This is a genomic window from Microbulbifer sp. CNSA002 (genome assembly GCF_047324085.1).
In the GTDB taxonomy this organism is placed as follows: Bacteria; Pseudomonadota; Gammaproteobacteria; order Pseudomonadales; family Cellvibrionaceae; genus Microbulbifer.
The window spans coordinates 1761923-1780565 of the sequence record NZ_CP172449.1 but is presented as its reverse complement, the minus strand read 5'-3'; the positions used below and the strand labels follow the sequence as shown (position 1 = coordinate 1780565).

17 protein-coding genes and 6 tRNA genes are annotated in these 18643 nt (G+C 49.4%); 11 read left to right on the top strand and 12 right to left on the bottom strand.

The genetic code is table 11. From position 1 onward, the window contains the following. Positions 1 to 195 precede the first annotated feature (195 nt). Together ccmI and ACG1BZ_RS07985 are read right to left on the bottom strand one after the other, a co-directional pair. Positions 196 to 1425, bottom strand: a complete 1230-nt coding sequence (gene ccmI, locus ACG1BZ_RS07990; protein WP_413665138.1) for a c-type cytochrome biogenesis protein CcmI — start codon at positions 1423 to 1425, stop codon at positions 196 to 198. Further along, positions 1422 to 1949, bottom strand: coding sequence for a cytochrome c-type biogenesis protein CcmH (locus ACG1BZ_RS07985; RefSeq protein ID WP_413665137.1), 528 nt, complete (start codon positions 1947 to 1949; stop codon positions 1422 to 1424). The genes ccmI and ACG1BZ_RS07985 overlap by 4 nt, the downstream gene beginning before the upstream one ends. 176 nt (positions 1950 to 2125) lie before the next feature. Between ACG1BZ_RS07985 and ACG1BZ_RS07980 the strand changes: the two genes are divergently transcribed. The 6 genes from ACG1BZ_RS07980 (at position 2126) to ACG1BZ_RS07955 (ending at position 3438) form a co-directional block, all read left to right on the top strand. Then, positions 2126 to 2201 (top strand) — tRNA-Val (locus ACG1BZ_RS07980). Between the two features lie 48 nt (positions 2202 to 2249). Then, positions 2250 to 2326: transfer RNA gene (locus ACG1BZ_RS07975), tRNA-Asp, on the top strand. 395 nt (positions 2327 to 2721) lie between these two features. Further along, positions 2722 to 2797 (top strand) — tRNA-Val (locus ACG1BZ_RS07970). A gap of 49 nt (positions 2798 to 2846) precedes the next feature. Next, positions 2847 to 2923: transfer RNA gene (locus tag ACG1BZ_RS07965), tRNA-Asp, on the top strand. Positions 2924 to 3237: 314 nt separating this feature from the next. After that, positions 3238 to 3313: transfer RNA gene (locus ACG1BZ_RS07960), tRNA-Val, on the top strand. Positions 3314 to 3361: 48 nt separating this feature from the next. After that, a tRNA-Asp gene (locus tag ACG1BZ_RS07955) sits at positions 3362 to 3438 on the top strand. Positions 3439 to 3509: 71 nt separating this feature from the next. Here the strand turns inward: ACG1BZ_RS07955 and ACG1BZ_RS07950 are convergent. The 3 genes from ACG1BZ_RS07950 to ACG1BZ_RS07940 form a co-directional block, all read right to left on the bottom strand. Further along, complete coding sequence (locus ACG1BZ_RS07950; RefSeq protein WP_413665136.1) at positions 3510 to 3989, bottom strand: GFA family protein; 480 nt, start codon at positions 3987 to 3989, stop codon at positions 3510 to 3512. 142 nt (positions 3990 to 4131) lie between these two features. After that, the gene (locus ACG1BZ_RS07945) at positions 4132 to 4641 is read right to left on the bottom strand and encodes a GNAT family N-acetyltransferase (protein WP_413665135.1); all 510 of its coding nucleotides are present in this window, start codon (positions 4639 to 4641) and stop codon (positions 4132 to 4134) included. 63 nt (positions 4642 to 4704) lie between these two features. Beyond that, the gene (locus tag ACG1BZ_RS07940; RefSeq protein ID WP_413665134.1) at positions 4705 to 5595 is read right to left on the bottom strand and encodes a patatin-like phospholipase family protein; all 891 of its coding nucleotides are present in this window, start codon (positions 5593 to 5595) and stop codon (positions 4705 to 4707) included. 101 nt (positions 5596 to 5696) lie between these two features. Here ACG1BZ_RS07940 and ACG1BZ_RS07935 point away from each other — a divergent pair, with 101 nt between their 5' ends. The 3 genes from ACG1BZ_RS07935 (at position 5697) to ACG1BZ_RS07925 (ending at position 7531) form a co-directional block, all read left to right on the top strand. Continuing rightward, positions 5697 to 6212, top strand: coding sequence for a PH domain-containing protein (locus ACG1BZ_RS07935; protein WP_413665133.1), 516 nt, complete (start codon positions 5697 to 5699; stop codon positions 6210 to 6212). Positions 6213 to 6271: 59 nt separating this feature from the next. Beyond that, positions 6272 to 6988, top strand: a complete 717-nt coding sequence (locus ACG1BZ_RS07930; RefSeq protein ID WP_413665132.1) for an esterase/lipase family protein — start codon at positions 6272 to 6274, stop codon at positions 6986 to 6988. An 84-nt stretch (positions 6989 to 7072) separates the two neighbouring features. Next, entirely contained in the window at positions 7073 to 7531 is a 459-nt protein-coding gene (locus ACG1BZ_RS07925) for a GNAT family N-acetyltransferase (protein ID WP_413665131.1), read from the top strand. Positions 7532 to 7601: 70 nt separating this feature from the next. Here ACG1BZ_RS07925 and ACG1BZ_RS07920 read toward each other — a convergent pair whose 3' ends face one another. The 6 genes from ACG1BZ_RS07920 to ACG1BZ_RS07895 all read right to left on the bottom strand — a co-directional run bounded on the left by ACG1BZ_RS07920 (position 7602) and on the right by ACG1BZ_RS07895 (position 16161). Continuing rightward, a complete protein-coding gene (locus ACG1BZ_RS07920) occupies positions 7602 to 9110 on the bottom strand; it encodes a PepSY-associated TM helix domain-containing protein (RefSeq protein ID WP_413665130.1) in 1509 nt (502 codons plus the stop codon). Positions 9111 to 9137: 27 nt separating this feature from the next. Next, a complete protein-coding gene (locus ACG1BZ_RS07915; protein ID WP_413665129.1) occupies positions 9138 to 9716 on the bottom strand; it encodes a hypothetical protein in 579 nt (192 codons plus the stop codon). 110 nt (positions 9717 to 9826) lie between these two features. Continuing rightward, a complete protein-coding gene (locus ACG1BZ_RS07910) occupies positions 9827 to 12037 on the bottom strand; it encodes a TonB-dependent siderophore receptor (RefSeq protein ID WP_413665128.1) in 2211 nt (736 codons plus the stop codon). 347 nt (positions 12038 to 12384) lie between these two features. Next, a complete protein-coding gene (locus tag ACG1BZ_RS07905; protein WP_413665127.1) occupies positions 12385 to 13953 on the bottom strand; it encodes an AbgT family transporter in 1569 nt (522 codons plus the stop codon). 80 nt (positions 13954 to 14033) lie between these two features. After that, the gene (locus tag ACG1BZ_RS07900; RefSeq protein WP_282933487.1) at positions 14034 to 15041 is read right to left on the bottom strand and encodes a tryptophan--tRNA ligase; all 1008 of its coding nucleotides are present in this window, start codon (positions 15039 to 15041) and stop codon (positions 14034 to 14036) included. A gap of 121 nt (positions 15042 to 15162) precedes the next feature. After that, positions 15163 to 16161 (bottom strand): helix-turn-helix domain-containing protein, encoded by a 999-nt coding sequence (locus ACG1BZ_RS07895; RefSeq protein WP_413665126.1) that lies wholly within the window; start codon positions 16159 to 16161, stop codon positions 15163 to 15165. Between the two features lie 324 nt (positions 16162 to 16485). Between ACG1BZ_RS07895 and ACG1BZ_RS07890 the strand changes: the two genes are divergently transcribed. Both ACG1BZ_RS07890 and ACG1BZ_RS07885 read left to right on the top strand, forming a co-directional pair. After that, the gene (locus ACG1BZ_RS07890; RefSeq protein ID WP_413665125.1) at positions 16486 to 16896 is read left to right on the top strand and encodes a rhodanese-like domain-containing protein; all 411 of its coding nucleotides are present in this window, start codon (positions 16486 to 16488) and stop codon (positions 16894 to 16896) included. A gap of 100 nt (positions 16897 to 16996) precedes the next feature. After that, positions 16997 to 17377 (top strand): hypothetical protein, encoded by a 381-nt coding sequence (locus ACG1BZ_RS07885; protein WP_413665124.1) that lies wholly within the window; start codon positions 16997 to 16999, stop codon positions 17375 to 17377. 256 nt (positions 17378 to 17633) lie between these two features. On the opposite strand, the gene csrA is transcribed toward ACG1BZ_RS07885, so the two are convergent. Then, positions 17634 to 17813, bottom strand: coding sequence for a carbon storage regulator CsrA (csrA, locus tag ACG1BZ_RS07880; RefSeq protein ID WP_413665123.1), 180 nt, complete (start codon positions 17811 to 17813; stop codon positions 17634 to 17636). Positions 17814 to 18643 lie beyond the last annotated feature (830 nt).

Here is an 18643-nt window from a genome sequence, read left to right as displayed (position 1 = left end):
GATTATCAATCCGACCAAGCAGCGGTCAAGTCAAACATGACGATCGCTACCAAATGCCAACTTGCCCCAATAGAACTCATCAATATCGGGGCAATGTGAGCTTGAGGCCAATTAGACGCAAGAATGCCATCCGGCCGCAAATAAAAATGAGGCCACAGCTTACACTGTGACCTCATTTTCGACAGTCACAGCCAGTTACAGCTGACTATCGATGGCTATTGACTGAGTTTCACTCCAGCGGGATTTAGGCAACTCGCTAATCATTCCCTGCCAATCCCCCGGGGCCGGACGCGCATCTCCCTTAATGGCCAGTCGCGCTACCAACTGCACAGAGTCGACAGTGGCGATGGAGCTTCCAGGCATCATTGCTCGGGACTCATCCAGCACAACCTCTGCAGGTAACTGCCCAGCCGTGAGGCGCACGATAGCCAGAGGCATCGGGCTCGCAGCACTGCGTGCATAGATAAATACCGGGGTAGATTCTGGGGCTTCAACTCCCTCCCCCAAACTGACCTGAACTCGAATCTGCGGGCCTTTCTCTTTCGTTTCTACCTTTGCCTGCACCGCTACAGCCTCACCGCTGTCTGCCAAAGCGCTTTCGGCCCTGGCAACGCCAGCCTGAAGCGCCTCTGCTGCTGCAGATCCTGGGGGAAGCTGGCTAAGTGCTAGCTGCCAATGCTGGCGAGCCTTGCGATAGTCTCCATCTTCAAAAGCGGCAATACCCGCCAAGCCCAGCACAGTGCCATTGGATGGCTGCACCTGTAACACCTGCTTGATCAAGGAGCGGATTTCATCGGTAATCTTGGAACCGCCAGCAAAAAATAGCGCTTGTGCCAGCTCAGCCTTAACGTTGGCCGCCTGTGGCTCGCGAGCCACAACATAGCGATAGGAATCTACCGCCCCAGCCAAATCGCCACTCACCAGTAGCCGCTGCGCCAATATATAGCGACTACTAAGATCATCTGGATGAGTTTTAGCCCGCTCCTGCAACTGACGGGTGATTTTTGCCTCTTCCTCCGAAGAGGTGTGCCCACCTTGGCTCGCCACCATATCGCGATACAAAGCTACTTCGGACGGTCGGTCGGAAAACCCGTAGGCAGCTGCTGCAATTGCAGGCACCAAAACCGCCAGGCCGATTAGCAATCGGCCGCCACCCTGCCTGGCTTCACCAGATTGACTTTCCTGCTGAGCCGCCAGCAGTTCCCGCGCGAGATCTGCCTCCAGCTGGGCAAACTGCTTTTCATCCATCGCACCGCTCTGCACCGCAGCGCGAAGTTCTTTACTGCGCTCCCGGTAGAGCGCTGCCATAGCCTCTCGCTTGCTACTACCGCTGCGACGTCTGCCTGCAGCTCTCAAAGCAGGAATCAGAAATACAAAAGCTACCAACAGTAGCAGTAGGGCTACACCAAACCAGATATCAATCATTTACCTTCCTTCCCGCTATCACCTTCATCTACAGCTCCTTCTCCCAACAACTGCTTTAATCGACGCCGCTCATCATCAGTGAGTTCCCCACTGCCGTCATCTTGGCGAGCCCCGGTACCACTTTTTGAACGCATCACGATCACAATCAAGGCCAGAAGCCCGAAAACGGCAAAAACTCCCGGAGCCAACCACAGGATCAAGGTATTTTTCTGAACAGGTGGGCGGTAGAGCACAAAATCCCCATAGCGGGCCACCATGTAGTCAACGATTTCCTGGTCGGTAAATCCCTCCTCCAGCAAACGGCGGATTTCACGGCGCAAGTCCGAGGAAATAGACGCATCGGAGTCTGCCAGGTTCTGGTTTTGACACTTGGGGCAGCGCATCTCTTCAATAAGCACGCGATACCTTGCATCCAGCTCGGGAGAGGACAATTTTTGTGTCTCCACTACCGCATGTGCAGCGATGGACAGGCAAAACATACCGAATGCCAGTACAAGTTGGGCCAGCCAGGTCTTCTGTGTCACAGCTTTTCTCACGCTCTAACTAACGGGAATTGGGGCGATTATAACAGTGTCACCCCCCGGCGGACACGCCCACGAATTCACACAAAAGCGCGTTAACTCATTGAAAGACAAAAAAAAATTCAAAAAAGGCGTTGACGCCACGAAGAATATCATTAAGATACGCAGCTCCTGACACGGGGTGGTTAGCTCAGTTGGGAGAGCGACGGCCTTACAAGCCGTAGGTCACAGGTTCGACCCCTGTACCACCCACCACTTCTCTTACTCTTGCCCGGCAAGAGCATCCAAGAGAAGCAGGAATGCGGACCGGTAGTTCAGTTGGTTAGAATGCCGGCCTGTCACGCCGGAGGTCGCGGGTTCGAGTCCCGTCCGGTCCGCCATATACAAAAAGCCCTGCTCGCAAGAGCGGGGCTTTTTTGTTTGTGCCTCACATCTTTTCATTTTTCTAACATTTTATTTTCAGTTGCTTACGCTGGAAATTTGAAAGAGCCACAAAAAAACAACCAAATCTCAGCGTAAAAAAATAGTGCGAGCGCAGTGCCGACAAAATTTTTCTGCAACAATTTTCTCCAGCCTGAATTTTTATTTTCTGAATTTCTACGCAGCTGATTTTGACCGACAAAAACAACTTAAAAAGCCCTCAAAAAATCCTCTAATTAATTAATTTTTAAACAATTTTTGAGTGTTTTTTATTCTTAAAAAAAATTTTAAAAATCTTCCAACAAAATTGTTGACCGCAAAAAAAATATCATTAAGATACGCAGCTCCTGACACGGGGTGGTTAGCTCAGTTGGGAGAGCGACGGCCTTACAAGCCGTAGGTCACAGGTTCGACCCCTGTACCACCCACCACTTCTCTTACTCTTGCCCGGCAAGAGCAACCAAAGAGAAGCAGGAATGCGGACCGGTAGTTCAGTTGGTTAGAATGCCGGCCTGTCACGCCGGAGGTCGCGGGTTCGAGTCCCGTCCGGTCCGCCATATACAAAAAAGCCCTGCTCGCAAGAGCGGGGCTTTTTTGTATATGAAAAATTCAAAACCACTTTTCAATACACAACCACCTCCCCACTCCCCACCACAAACTGTGCAGACCGACTAACAAAATTAATAGAAAACCGGGGCAATGAAAGTAGCACCCTGTTTTATTACCAAGTATTGCCAATACACGAGCAGCAATTTCTTCAAATACACACCCGCTTCTCACACTTAAAGCCAGACGCAAACTTTTTTAGAAAAACTTCCCTAAGTTGTTGACCTAAGTAAAAAAATCATTATGATACGCAGCTCCTGACACGGGGTGGTTAGCTCAGTTGGGAGAGCGACGGCCTTACAAGCCGTAGGTCACAGGTTCGACCCCTGTACCACCCACCACTTCTCTTACTCTTGCCCGGCAAGAGCATCCAAGAGAAGCAGGAATGCGGACCGGTAGTTCAGTTGGTTAGAATGCCGGCCTGTCACGCCGGAGGTCGCGGGTTCGAGTCCCGTCCGGTCCGCCATATACAAAAAAGCCCTGCTCGCAAGAGCGGGGCTTTTTTGTATGCGCTAATTAGAAAAGAGTTTGGTTTTTTTAAACTTCAGCTGAAGCCGCCTGGCTCTCCTCCCATTCCCCATCCATCGCTTCGTCGCCGCCATGCAATAGATGCATCAATCGCTCCAGCTCCGGCATTTCGTTAAAGCACTCCGCCTCACCAGAAATTTCATCCCAGGATGCTTTGGATTCTGTGCAAAGATGGGCCACAACTTTCCCATCGATATCCCCCTCCAACAATCCCGCAGGTACCCAGAAGTGCGTTGTATTACTCATTAAGTGAGGAACTGTACTTCCGCATCCACTGCAAAAGTCAGATCGATAGCCCGTAGGAGTCCGGAATGAAGAGATTCTGTCTAAGCCCCGCACCCAGCGAAACTGATCCCGGCTAATAAACATGGCCGTATCCGAGGCGGAACCACTCAATTTGCGGCAGAGTGAGCAATGGCATTGGTAAAGGTTTGGAATTGGCTCTTCCAGCTGGAACTCAACCCCACCGCATAGGCACTTCCCATTCATCCCTTTCTCCTTCCGCAAAACTGTTATTCGAAGTCGTCCATGAAATCGCAATAGGTTAGCAACAATATCTCAGTCCTACCCAAGACTCCTATAGGCACACAGTGAAGTAAATGCCATTTGGCGCCTCATTCAACGAACATCATTAAATATCCAAGGATCTGGGGTTTAGCTTCGCCGTGAGGATATGATCCTCCCAACATCCATTGATCTTCAGGTATTTTGCCGCCCTACCCTCGACAACGAAGCCCAATGTCTCCAGCAGAGCTGCCGACCTATCGTTACCAGGCATGTAGTTGGCCATCACTCTATTCAAATTTAAGGTGTCAAAAGCATAATCAACGACATAACGACACAAGCTCCCCATTAAGCCCCGCCCCTCGTGGGACTGGTCAACTGCATATCCCATATTACAGGCCTGAAATGGGCCTCGGATGATATTCGTCAAGGAGCAAACGCCCAGTAACTGATCACACCCGGACTCTAATGCAGCAAACTTTAAAATTCCTCCAGAGCTTATGCGTCGAATCCAGGACCCGGAACTGTGAAAACCGGGCTCGCGAATGGGCTCCCAGCGCTTCAGGTGCTCCTCATTAGATAAGTAAAAAGCAGATATGGCGGGCGCATCTGTCACTCCAAGCAAACGTATTTCCACCAGTCGATTACCTCACCATTCACATTCTGATTAAGCTCAATCAACTCATTCATACCGGCACTACTATTCAATTGACGGTAAAGAGTCCCGCTGACCGGGAAGCTCACGAAGAAATTCCCAACCCCGGGTCCTGCCGCTCTCATAACCTTCCTCGAGCAACTCTGCTTCCTGGGTAAAACGCTTAACCGGGAAATTGTCTGGAGGCGCAATAACCGAAACCTGGCACCCCTCTGGAGGCACCTCGATAAACTCCAGAGCCCGATTATATTTCTCCCCCCTCTCCAGCACGGCCTCAAATAGCCGGGCATGATCACGGAAAAACTGTTTGATAAATTTTGGAGCAGGCCCCTTAATTTTCCGATACCCCAGAGGGCGCGAGAGAATAACTGTTATATTTCTGGCCCCCTGCTGATAAGCCTGAATAATCGGTATCGAATCAGCCAGACCACCATCAGTCATAGGCTCCCCATCCACTTCAGGAAACCCCCGGTAAGCAACCGGAATGGCGCAAGAGGCCGGGAAGACCTCGTGCATGTTTTCCGGAGTTACTTTCAGGTATCTAGCCTCCCCCGTGTTGATACTGGTAGTCACGGCATAAAGCGGTATTCCATTCTCAACATAACTATCGACACTGAGCGGAATATCCTGATATGACGCATGCCACAACCAGCCAATGTCACAAAAATGACCGCCTCGGAGATAGCGGCGCCAGTCAATGAAGTCTGCCCGCCGGGCATGGTCCATTAGTATTTGCCGACTTCGCCCATGGTTTCCCGCCAGATAACCAATCAAATTGGTGGAGCCTGCGGATACACCGATCGCAAAATCAAATGGCCGATAGCCCGCCTCCAAAAATGCATCCAATACGCCTGCAGCGAAAATCCCCCGCATAGCGCCCCCTTCGACCACAAGGGCTGACTGGGAATTCTCGTTAATCAAAATACAGTCTTCCATAGCGAGCAACCGTTAAAACCAAACCATCTCTACCTTTGCCAAGCAGATTCCAATAGCACTATGATTGAGGCATTCAGGTAATCCGTTGAGTTAAACCAAGTATGCCAACAATCGCGTTTAAAGCGCCGTGGAGCCGCCAGCTCCAAATTATCAGTGCCATATGCACATTACTCCTACTGGGACTGCCGCTCTTTCTGGCATCGAGAGCACCAACTGCTCCATCTACCCTCTATAGCATTGCCATAGCACTTCCGCCTGCAATACTGGCTCTCAGCGCCTTCTTTGCCATCCGTGGTTACGCCATCAAAAATGGCAACCTCTTGATATTGCGCCCGGGCTGGAAAACCACCATCTCCTTGGAGGGGCTATCTGAAGCATTCCCCGACTCAACCGCCATGCAAGGATCAGTCCGCATCTTTGGCAACTCCGGCTTATTTGGCTATATAGGCCTGTTTCAAAACCAAAAATTGGGGCGCTATCGTGCATTTGCTACCGATCAGCAAAAATCTGTCGTACTGCGTCTGGCTACACAAACTATCGTGATCACCCCCGATAAACCGGAGCGGGCAGCGGACATTCTCCGCCAACACTGCCAACTTCAACCCAATCCAAATTAATTGCTCCGACAACAACGCCACACGAATAGGTACAAGAAGTCGACAGGAAGTTCAAACCGATGAAAAAATTCGCTTTTATAATTGCCGTCGCATTTACGCTGCTATCAGCAAGTGCTCACTCCGCTTGTGTGATTTTATTGCATGGATTAGCCAAATCAGATAGCTCAATGGAGAAACTGGCAAAGGCCATAGATGCCGAGGGTTTCCAAACGGTCAATATTGATTACCCTTCGACCAAGCACTCCATTGAAGCTTTGGCCAGCATGGCCATAGCGCCTGCTGTCGAGGAGTGCGGTAATGCGCAAGAAATCAATTTTGTCACTCACTCCATGGGCGGTATTCTGGTAAGGCAATATCTACATTCAGCTGAAATCAAAAACCTGAATCGCGTTGTCATGTTGGGCCCACCCAATAAAGGCAGCGAAGTAGTTGATAAACTGGGAACATTCCCCGGCTTCAAGTTTATGTTTGGGGATGCTGGGCTACAGCTGGGTACCGGCGAGATGAGCGTCCCCAACAAGCTCGGTAGTGCAGATTTTGATGTAGGTATTATTGCCGGTACTCGCAGCATCAACCTGATTCTATCCCGCCTTATCCCAGAAACCGATGATGGTAAAGTCTCCGTATCCAGCACAAAACTGGATGGCATGAATGATCATCTGCAAATGCCAGTGACCCATGTGTTTATGATGAAAGATAAAAAAGTTATCTCGCAAGTTATCCATTACCTCAAGCATGGATTCTTTCATAGAGCCGGCAATCAGGCATCCAATTAAAATTAATCGATCTTATAAATAATCTATACCTTTTAACTCCAATCACAATACAAAATTAGTGACAATAATTTGGAATTCACCTTTATGCAGTGGCAATGGTGCAGCTTTAAAGAGCTTACGCTCAGTCAACTTTACGAAGTTTTGCGAGTAAGGCAGGAAGTTTTTACGGTAGAACAAGACTGCCCCTATCAGGATGCCGATGGCAAAGACCAACACTCCTGGCACCTGATCTGCTGGGAGGGAGACGAAAATAACCCGCAGGTTATGGCCTACCTGAGAGTTGTTTTCCCAGGCCTTAAATACCGGGAACCCTCGATAGGAAGAGTGTTAACCGCAGAAGCCAGTCGCGGAACAGGCCTGGGCAAGGAGCTGATTCGCCGAGCCGTAATGCACACATGCGAAGAATACCCCAACACTGGTATTCGCATTTCAGCTCAACAACATTTGGATAGATTTTACGGGGAGTTTGGTTTTGAGCAGGTGTCTGAGCCGTACCAGGAAGACGGCATCCCGCATATCGAGATGTTACGCCCTGCCAAGTAATTGAAAGGGATCTTATAGGTCCGATGGAAGTTTTGGGGCCCTGCAGAGGCACTGCGGGACCCCAAAAAATCTAGCTGCTACCCAGTGGATTGGCACCGGCAGATACAGTCTCACTATCCGACTGACGCGCCCTGCTATAAAGGCAAGAGGCCGCGATTCCAGCAGCAATTAGCAACCACACAACATTAACGACCAGTGATGCTCTCACAAAGGAATCCTCACCAAACTGAGCAACGTGCACTACAACTGCACCGACGCAGGCGATAATTGTGGCAATACGCAGAGACATAGACCACTTGGCCACTGTCCCCATGAAGGCAGCCGCAACGCTTAACGCCAAAGTCACCAGCCAGAACACCTGCGCAGCATTTAGCTTAAACGCCAGATAAGTCACCGCACTCAGAGCAATCGCAAATGGTACACCCCATACCTGAGCCATCCAGACTCGCTCCAAACGTACGGCGGGATTGCCGCGCTGACGCTTGCGAACAAACCAGATATTGATGCCGGATACCACCAGCAAACACATCCCCACCCCCAGCAGGAAGTAAGCAATTTTCACAGGGAAACCGGAAAAGTGGCCAAAGTGTAAACGGTACGTAGAAAGGTAAACCTGCTTAGCCGCGTCGCCCTCAGACCAACCCTCTTTTTCAATCAGGCTGCCATCGGGATTAAAGTGGTAACGCTCACCCCAGACCAACCGCTCTGGAACCCGGGTCCACACCTCAACAACCTGGCCTTCACGTCCTGGGAACGCCACTTCTAAACGAGTGCGCTCTTCTTCCGGTGCGATACGATCCATTGTTGCCAGAATTGCAGCATAATCCGGATAATCAACTTCAGGGGCATTTTCCTCCATCACCGGATGATCCGCGTAAAGCATGTGCTCTACCTTTTCCGTATCACCCTCAAAGAATACGCCGGCAATTGCAAAAGCGGCTACCTGGGACAATCCGATAAAAGCCCCAGTAATGGCTATGGCAAGATGAAAGGGAGAGGCCCAAACCCCCAGGCGATTGTGCAAATCCACTTGTTGAAGACGCTTGGAGCCAGAAAGACGGAAAGAGAAAGCGTCTTTGATAATTTTGGGATGAGCTAGCAAACCGGAGACGATCAGAGCGGACATCACCATCCCGATCAAACCAACCAGGATGACCCCATAACCAACAGGAAGGTTGAGCGCGTAATGCAGGTAGGCCAGGAAGTGGGTCCACTCATGCTCCACCTTGCCCAGTAGGGAACCATCTTCAGCGACATATCGCTCCATATCGCCAACTTCAACCATCAATCTGGGCTTATCCTGATTGGGGATGGTGAAGGTAATTGAATCGAGATCCTCTTTTTCCTGCTTGGCTAACGCAATAGCATTTTCTGTAGCCGTCCGATACACAGAGGCTTCAACATTGAGGTTCTCCAACTCGGAGGCCTGCTCCCAGCGTTCGAACTCATTGTAAAAAACCGCCAGTGTTCCGCTGACGCAAACAATATATAAAAGAGTGGATACCGCCAGGCCGAGAACTGAGTGTCCATCGGTCATATCACGGACAAAGCCAGGGGTCGGTTTAAAGGAAAATTTCACGTTAAATTCCTACTCAAGTCCGTTGATCTATGCTGCCGAAGCGGGAAGCGCAAAGGCCAGCAACAAGCCGCTGACCACCGAGAAAGCCAACATGGCAGCCGAAGGGCGCAGAAGCTTTTTATCGGCACAGCACCAAACCATCGCCAGGGTCCAGATTATCACCGACAGGAAGGCTCCGCCGACCAAGCGGACAGTTTCAGAAAATCCGGTAAAACCAAAGAAAAGCAGACCGGCGATCAAACCACTGGCCGCGGGCAAAAGAAAGGCAGCCATAAAACGCAAGAAGCCCCGCAACCACAATGGAAGCAGGGCTTGAGATTCGGGTGTTCCCGAGCGCTGTTTTTCAACGGGCCTAGGGCCACTGGGCCAGTCTCCCTTAAGAGCCAATAAAGCAAAGGCTCCGAGCATCACTATTAAAGTGGCAATACTGATTCCATATTCCACCCCAACTATCGAGCTCCACCCAAAAGCCGACAACACCATGGCTCCCCAGCCACCCCAACGGCGCACGGGCTCTGCCCCTCTGCGGGACCAAGCGGAATAAAGGAGCAGAATCCCGGCCAAAGCAAAGGCGCTGGAAGCTCCTGCAATCATATAAAAAGACATTGGCATAACCATAACAGCGAGAGACTCGCCTCTCGTCTGGTTGCTTAAACGTAAAAAAGGGAGCCCGCCCACAGACTCCCCCTGCGGACAGGCTCCCAGTCTACACTAACTTAAAAAATGTAGCGTGCTTCCGCAGTTACATAGCGTCGTTCACCGTAGAAGCAGTCACCGCGGCTCAGGCATGAGGTCGTGTGCACTTCATCAGTCAAGTTCTTCACATTGACCTGAAACTTCCAGCTATCCAGCGTGTAGCCAATAGTCGCATCATACAGAGTATATGAAGGATTATCGGTCGGGAACTCTGCCAGCAGCGCATCATAGTACGCGTAGTAAGCGGGAACACCAGTGAACTGTGATAACACGATCTCCCGTGTTTTATCCATTCCCGCATAACTCTCCCCAACATATCGTGCACCCAAACCAACACTCAAGCCGGGAACCCAATCACCAAAGTCATAGTTCCCCCAGAAAGAAAACTGCTCTTCTGGCACAGCCTCAAGTTCAGTACCAACCTCATAGTAAGCTGTACTTTCTGTTATTTCAGAGTTCGTAGTACTGTAGTTTGCAATCAGGGTTAAGTTACCCCACTTTCCGCTAGCTTCAAGCTCTAATCCATCAATTTCGACTCCACCGAGCTGAGTGGCTTCACCTGAGCCAGCAGAGCTCAGGTCATAAGTTAGGAAATTTTTCTGCTTAATTTCATATGCGGAAGCCGTAACTAGCAAGTTAGTTCCTTCGGGCTGAAATTTAATCCCAGCTTCAATCTGCTCGCCTTCAACCGGGCGGAATGCACGACCTGACGAATCCGTACCAGCCACAGGTTCAAAGGACTCCGAATAGCTAACATAAGGAGAAATGCCACTATCAAAGGCGTACATCACACCGAGCCTCATGGTAGTAGCGTCTTCACTATCTGCATTTTCTCCTTCTGTCCGAGACTTTGTAATGTCCTTACGAAGGCCAGCATTGACAATGAAGTTACCCAGGGAAACTTGATCCTGAATATAGAACCCTAGCTGCTCAGTGCTAGTTTTTGGATAATCGTAAGGCTCAATCCCTTCCGGAACGTAACCGTATACGGGGTCGAAGATATTGATGCTCCCACCAGCGCCAACTGCATAAATTTTATCCTCATTGATCTCCGCATCTTGGCTATCTAAGCCAAACGAGAGATTGTGCTCGAGTAAACCGGTAGAAACCTCTCCAGAAACTCGCAAATCAAAAATTAGCAAGTCACTAGTTGCATCCTTCATATAAGCAGTACGAGAAATATCACTTATATCTTTATTCAAGCGTTGTGTAAGATCGAAATCCGCATACATTGAATTGTAATCAACTTCGCCCTCAGAATAGCGAAGACCAGCATTAATACCCCAGCTCTCGTCAAACCGGTGTTCGACCCAAATGCTATAAGCTGTTTGCTCAGTATCATACTTGTCCCAACCTGGCTCACTCAGGAAGGTATCAGTAGGTATATCACCATTTACGTTATCAATACGCGTACCGCCCCAGGGCAAGAATGCAGCTGTAGTGCCGGTTTCATCTTTTTGATAACTTGCCAAAAAGGTAACTTCTGTATCGGCACTTGGACGCCAAGAAACCGAAGGCATAAATAGGGTGCTATTATCCTCCACATGATCCACTTGCGCGTCGGCATCACGCGCATAGCCAACTACACGATACAGCCATTCTCCATCAGCATCGAAAGCACCAGTAACGTCCCCCGCAATTACTTTCCGATTATAGTCACCACCCTGGACCATCAATTCGCCACCAAATTCACTCTTGGGACGCTTTGAAACCAAGTTAACGATACCACCCGTAGAGCCCTGACCGTAAAGAACTGAAGACGGGCCTTTAAGGATTTCTACCCTTTCATATGCATAGAGATTAGCCCGGGAGCTGGTGTAACTACCAAAGATAGATTGCAAGCCGTCAACAAACATAACCGGCTCAACTGCACGAATGGTTGACCAATCCCCACGGGAGTCAACTCCGTAAGTACCGCCATTTACACCTGCGGTGTACTGGAGAGTATCTTGAATCGACTTAGAGCCAGTTGTGTCGAAGAATTCTTTATCACGTAAGGAGATAGAAAAGGGGGTCTCATCGACCGGAATATTCAGCTTACCAATGGAGGTCTGACGATCCAGATTCAGATCACCGATAACATTAACTTCTTCAATTCCTTCATTTTTATCTTCTGCAGCGAACGCCACAGAAGAACCGCCCGCAGCAATAGCCAACGCCAATAAAGAGCGGCTGATTCCAGAAATTACAGGAGAAGCTTTTTGCATACTTTTAATTCGAGCGGTACTCATGGAGATCCCTCAACGCCAACTGAATTTGGATGGATCACAGTCAAACTGTGACCCAGGTAACTGGGCGCGAATCCTAATAGGAATCGTTATCATCTACAACATTATTGGAACATTTTTTTACTAAAAAGAGCGATGACATGATTAGGGACAAGAAATACGGCATTAAAGGACAGCATTGCAGTCTCCAAGCTGCACTTTCGTACCATCAGGATGACTTGATGAAATGAATAAAAGCAGACTCTAAGGCAGGAAAAATACTAAGTGGCTGCCCAGCAGCAACCACTCAGATTGAGATTGTAGATATCGGGACTTGATTTAGAGAGACTTAGACAAAGATCCCCGACCTCTTAAGGGTAGGTATAACTAGCCTGCACCCCCAAAGGCATTCCCAGTGTCCAGTAAGCCACCAGGAACAGCGACCAGCAAATCAGAAACACAATGGAGTACGGCAACATGATGGATACAAGTGTCCCAATGCCCGTTCCCTTCACATAGCGCTGGCAGTACACAACCACCAAGGGGAAGTAAGGCATCAGCGGGGTAATAATATTCGTGGAGGAATCACCTACCCGATAAGCCGCCTGGGTGAGATCAGGGGAGAAACCGATCTGCATCAACATAGGCACAAAGATGGGGGACAGCAGCGCCCACTTGGCAGAGGCAGATCCCACAAATAAGTTGATAAAGGCTACCAGTACAATAATGCCCATCAGGGTAATCGGGCCCGGCAGCTCCATCGCCGCGAGCAAGCTCCCTCCCTCTACCGAAAGCAGCGTGCCCAAACCGGAGCGGGCAAACTCAGAGATAAACAACGCACAGAAAAAAGCCATCACGATGTAATAAGCCATGGAGCCCATGGTTTTGGACATCGCATCAATAACATCCTTACTCTGGCGGAAGGTACCGGCCGCATAGCCAAACACCACACCGGGAATCACAAACAGCAGGAAGATCAGCGGTACAATCGACTTCATAATTGGCGCAGTGAAAGAAGCTAATTGCCCTTCTGCATCGCGCAAAGCTGAGGTTTCCGGCAGCATCCAGGCCACAAGCCCGACGATACCTGCCACCATCACAGTAACCGCCAAGTACATCGCTTTTTTCTCGCGAGCCCCCAGCTCCTGCATTACCGGCATATCCGCTTCATCGCCATCAACCTTCACGCTCTTCAAGCGTGGCTCGATCACTTTATCAGTCAGCCACCAGCCCAGCAGTGTCACCAATAAGCAAGAAGCTGAAGTAAAGAACCAGTTGTTGAGGGGGTTAACCTGCATATCCGGATCGGCAATCTGAGCAGCCGTCTGGGTAAAGCCTTGCAATAGAGGATCGATAGCCGAGGGAACAAAATTGGCAGAGAAGCCACCAGAGACACCGGCAAATGCTGCCGCGATACCTGCCAAAGGATGGCGCCCCGCCGCGTAGAAAATCACACCTCCGAGTGGAATTACTAACACATACCCCGCGTCTACAGCGGTGTGACTGACGATGGCTACCAAAATCAACATAGGTGTCAACAGCATCTGCGGCGTTACCGCCAGCAGCTTTTTCAATACCGCATTGATAAAGCCACTCTGCTCAGCCACACCGACCCCCAGCATGGCTACCAACACCACCCCCAGGGGCGCAAAACTAGTAAACGTAGTTACCATACCAGATAGGAAGCGGGCCATTTCACTACTGGAAAGCAGGTTGGTTACCTGTATCGCCTCGCCGGTAGCGGGGTGTAAGGCTTCGAAGTTAACACCGGAGAGAAGCCAGGAGAGCACCCAGATTCCCACCATCAAGATCAAAAACAGAACAGCGGGATCGGGTAATTTATTACCGACAACCTCAATAAAATTGAGCGCTCGATTAATCCAGCCATTTTTATTATCGGCACTATTGCCGGCATCAGGATTTGCCTGAACGTTTTCCATGTTTGTACCCTGTACATTTATTATTTTTTATTAAAAAGGAGGCCGATACTCCACGGCCTCCTGCTTTTTCAGGAAAAGCTCTAACCTATCTTGCGGATACCAACCGCGTGACGCAACTTCTCGATAAAGGGCGCAGAGTAAGCGCGAGCCTTAATAGCCCCCTTCTCCAGCTCCGTTTCAATTTGGTCTGGGTTAGCCAGCAGCTCATTGTAGCGCTCGCGAGCCTCACCGATCTGGCCGTTCACCAGCTCAAACAACTGCTTCTTGGCCTCACCCCAGGCAATGCCCTCTTCAAAAGCTTTACGCATTTCAGCTGTCTGTTCTTCGCTGGCAAATGCCTGCCAAACCTGGAATACAGTGGAAGTATCCGGATCTTTTGGCTCACCCGGCTCCAGCAGGTTGGTTTTGATCTTATTAATGTGCTTTTTCAGCTTCTTCTCAGGAAGGAACAGCGGAATAGTGTTGCCGTAACTCTTACTCATTTTGCGGCCATCGAGGCCCTGTAACACAGCTACGTGGTCGTCAACTACCGCTTCTGGTAAAGCGAAGTGCTCGCCGTAGTGGTGGTTAAAGCGCTGGGCAATATCCCGAGCCATTTCGATATGCTGTACCTGATCTTTACCCACCGGCACCTTATTAGCGTTGAACATCAGGATGTCCGCGGCCATCAGGATCGGGTAGCTATACAGCCCCATGGTGACGCCAAAATCGGAATCTTCGCCATCGGCGCGGTTGGCATCTACCGCTGCTTTATAAGCGTGGGCACGGTTCATCAGGCCCTTGCCGGTCATACAGGTGAGCAGCCAGGTTAATTCAGGAATCTCATGGACGTCGGACTGACGGTAGAACACCACATTGTCGGTATTCAGGCCCAAGGCAAGCCAGGTTGCAGCGATCTCCAGGGTGGACTGATGGACCTGTGCCGGGTCCTGGCACTTAATCAGTGCATGGTAATCGGCCAGAAAGTAGAACGATTGGTTGTTTTCATCCTGACTCGCGGCGATCGCCGGGCGGATTGCACCCACATAGTTCCCCAGGTGTGGGGTACCGGTTGTTGTAATACCGGTTAATACGCGCTGTTTCGTCATAATTCCTTCGTAGTCTGTACTGTCATCAGGCAATAGAGACCGAATCATACCCCTTTAGTGCCCGGGGGTGTATCAACCAAAGGTACCGACTCCCCATAGCCGTACCAACACGCGGCCAACGTTAAGCCTCAACCGCCACTTTGGCGGAAACCTGGAATTGGCGCTGATATTCACTGGGTGAGATCCCAAACGCCCGACGGAAATGGTGACGCAAGGTCGCACTACTCTCAAAACCAGCCAGTTGGGCTGCCCGATCTACAGACTCCCTACCGGACTCCAGCGCCTTCTGCGCCGCCCGCAAGCGCTGCTGAATCAGCCACTCCTTGGGAGCAATTCCCATCGACTGGCGAAACTTTCGGTCAAAACTACGGCGGGATAAATGAGCGCGCTGCGCCATATCATCAATTTTGATAGCGCCATCCAAATTGCCAATCGCCCAATCCAGCGCAGCGGAGAAGTGATCCGGCCGTTTGGCAACCGGCATCTCCACATATTGGGCCTGGCCACCCTGCCTATGGGGTGCCATCACCAGCCGACGAGCCACCGAATTGGCCAATTCATAACCATGGCTGCGCCGCAAAAACTCAATCCCCAGATCGATGGCCGCACTACTACCCGCAGCGCAAGCCAGTGCATCCTCCCACACATAGAGAACGTCTCCCACATACTCCACCGCAGGAAAGCGCTCACGAAAACGCTCCGCAAACAACCAGTGGGTAGTCGCCTGCCGACCATCAAATAGTCCCAATTCCGCAGGCAGAAAAGCACCGGAGCAAAAAGTAAGAATCTGGCGGCTGGCAGCGGCAAACTCAGCCACCGCCCTATGTACGCGCTCCAAATAAGCATCTTGTGGTTGTGCATTGGTCGACCAACAGGGAATCACCAGCAGATCATAATCCATCAAACTCTCTACCTGCCGACAAGCCAGAGCCAGACCGCCGGTCGCCAGAGGGTTTTCCTCAGCGAAAGTCACAATTTCACCGGTGTAGAGCTCGCTAAGTTCAGGTCGGGGTAGGCAAAAGAGTTCGGTAGCGCAACCGAGTTCGAAGAGTGAAACCTGCCGGTGAGCGAGAACAGCCACTTTCTGGCTCTTATTAGGCTTTTGTGCCAACGTCGACATAGGTACCCCTAACCCTCAGCAGTTAAGTAAATTAGGTTAACGAATAAATCCAACCCAGCATACCCCGTTGAGCAGTTATTGAAAGCAATGCTGGGAATAAAACCCTCAACCTTTGAAGCATAATTTAATAGGTAAATCACCATCATCCTCAAATAAGTAAAGCCGAATCCCACTAGCCAAAACCGACCCACAAGTTTGCACGCAGAATTGGCGCAAAATTAATGCTATCTGGCTCAGAGGTAGATCGCTCGGAAGCAACCAAAAAGGGACACTATCGCCACTTGGAAACCTGACGAACCACCGAGAAATCACCGGGAGTAATTTATGAGTTCAGCCGTAAGTAGAGTGCCCGCTGCCAACAGCCAAGATGCGCTAAACCACTTCCAAAACCTCCTATCTTTTGAAACAGACTGCTGGGATGTACACCACGCAGTCAGCCAAAATCGCAAGGATTTCGTACTTTTAGATGTGCGAGGTGAAGAGGCTTATAAAAATGGACATATACAAACAGCCGAATCCTTACCATACAGCCGTATCAATAAAGACAGGCTGAGCGAATACCCTTCAGATATTTTATTTGTCGTCTATTGTGCAGGCCCACACTGTAATGCGACAGAAAAAGCAGCTATCAGGCTGGCCACACTTAACAGGCCGGTCAAGAAAATGATCGGCGGCATCACCGGATGGCTAGATGAAGGGTTTACCCTCACCCAAGAAACAGCCAAATCCATTTAACTTCTATTGTTAGCCCCTTACAGGATGACATAGCTTGGCATAAGGATGTGTCAAGCTATCAAACGCCGACTCAAAGAAATACTGATTAAATGGTACTGATATGTTTGTTCGCCATGCCCACCCCACCGACTGTTTTTATCTCTACAATATGATGCGCTGCTTAGCCAGGCATAATAATTCAACTGACTCTTTCCATATTACCCAACTTGAATTGCAAAATAGGTTGTTTCAGAGGAAAGAGCATCAAGTGCTGGTTGTGGAACAAGACCACAACCTTGAGGGGTATATCAGCTTTAATATTATTCCAGAAAATGAAAGCTCGGCGGCCTGGGCTATTATCAGTGAGCTATATATCGGGGATTGCGATGCAAACCAAAAAGAGGAGATTACCCAAGCCTTATTAAGTGCAATTGCAAAAGAAGCTCGGAAGTATCGCTGCATCGATATAAGGTGGAAGGTATTTTCAAAAGATCATGAATAAAAACTGGCTTTTTAGCAAGGATTGCAAGTTCAACTTGTAATATAAAACAGTTGGAGAATTCTAAAGTTCACCTAACATAAAACAATTAGCCCTTCCGCCACCTAACTAGCTTTGATATTCAAAAGAGCCCTTTGGCAGCAAAGAGACACTCGAACCAGAGTGCGTATATCGCCTGCCAGCCAAAGGCTAAAACTTTATGTTTGGAGTCTAGCTTCTTAATCGCCTGCCCCCCAGAATTGTCCCCCTTACGACATATTCAAGCCTCCAATTTCTGTTTCTTTTTGATCCTCACATAGACTTCTTCACGATGGATAGGCAGTGACTTGGGTGCGCTTATGCCTATCTTAACTTGATTACCTTTTACCTCCAGCACTGTGACTGAGACATTTGCTCCAATTCTTAGATACTCACCTGTCCGTCGCTTTAAAATCAACATACTCATTTCCTTCAATAATCAAAGTTTGGGCACTTCCGGGATGGGGGAACTTGTGATTCAACGTTTGGAGGAAATATGGGGTGGTGCGCGAGGGCGGTAGGCACAGAAGAGGAAAAGGCGGGCGCTAGACTTCCAGAGCTTGGGAATTGGTCCCAAACTACTGAATGTACTCCACTTTATTGAAGACGAGCGGGTTTCTAGCGTATTATCCATATAGCCATTTTGATACTGAGCTTATCAATTTGGTTAGCTGGCCCTGGGTGTTGGTAGCACCTTGGGTCAGCGCCTTTTACTTACTCTTATGTCACGCTACCGTTCTCCTTTTAGGGGATGGGTCTTTTAGAAAATTCTTGGTTCTCCCGAGGCATTCACTTTCTAAAGCCTTTCAATCGACTCACTTAATTACGATCAAAACACTAAAAATATCTATCGATTTTACGCAACTTTGACATTAAAACAAACTTAATAAATTCCAATAAGATCATTTTTGTGCCTATATTCTTTTATGTATCGGGCTTGTGAAACCTCAACTAACAACTGCTATTTAGACTTGGATCATCCCTGTGACTTTTCGAAAGCTTGAAGAATCAAGCTCTCATTACCGTAGCAGGGAAGAGTTTTCTGAATTGGGTTCAAATTCCCATTAAACCAGCTTCACAAACAGCACATAGTGCGTTTTGGGCTAGTGATCGTGCAGGCACTCTAATTTATAACCGTGTGAGCGATAATGATTGGATATGCTCGCAATCAATTGGGGGTAGCTAAAATTATCTTTTTCAAATTCACCCTAGTTTAATAATACTTGAAATCAAGATACCCAACACCAAAAC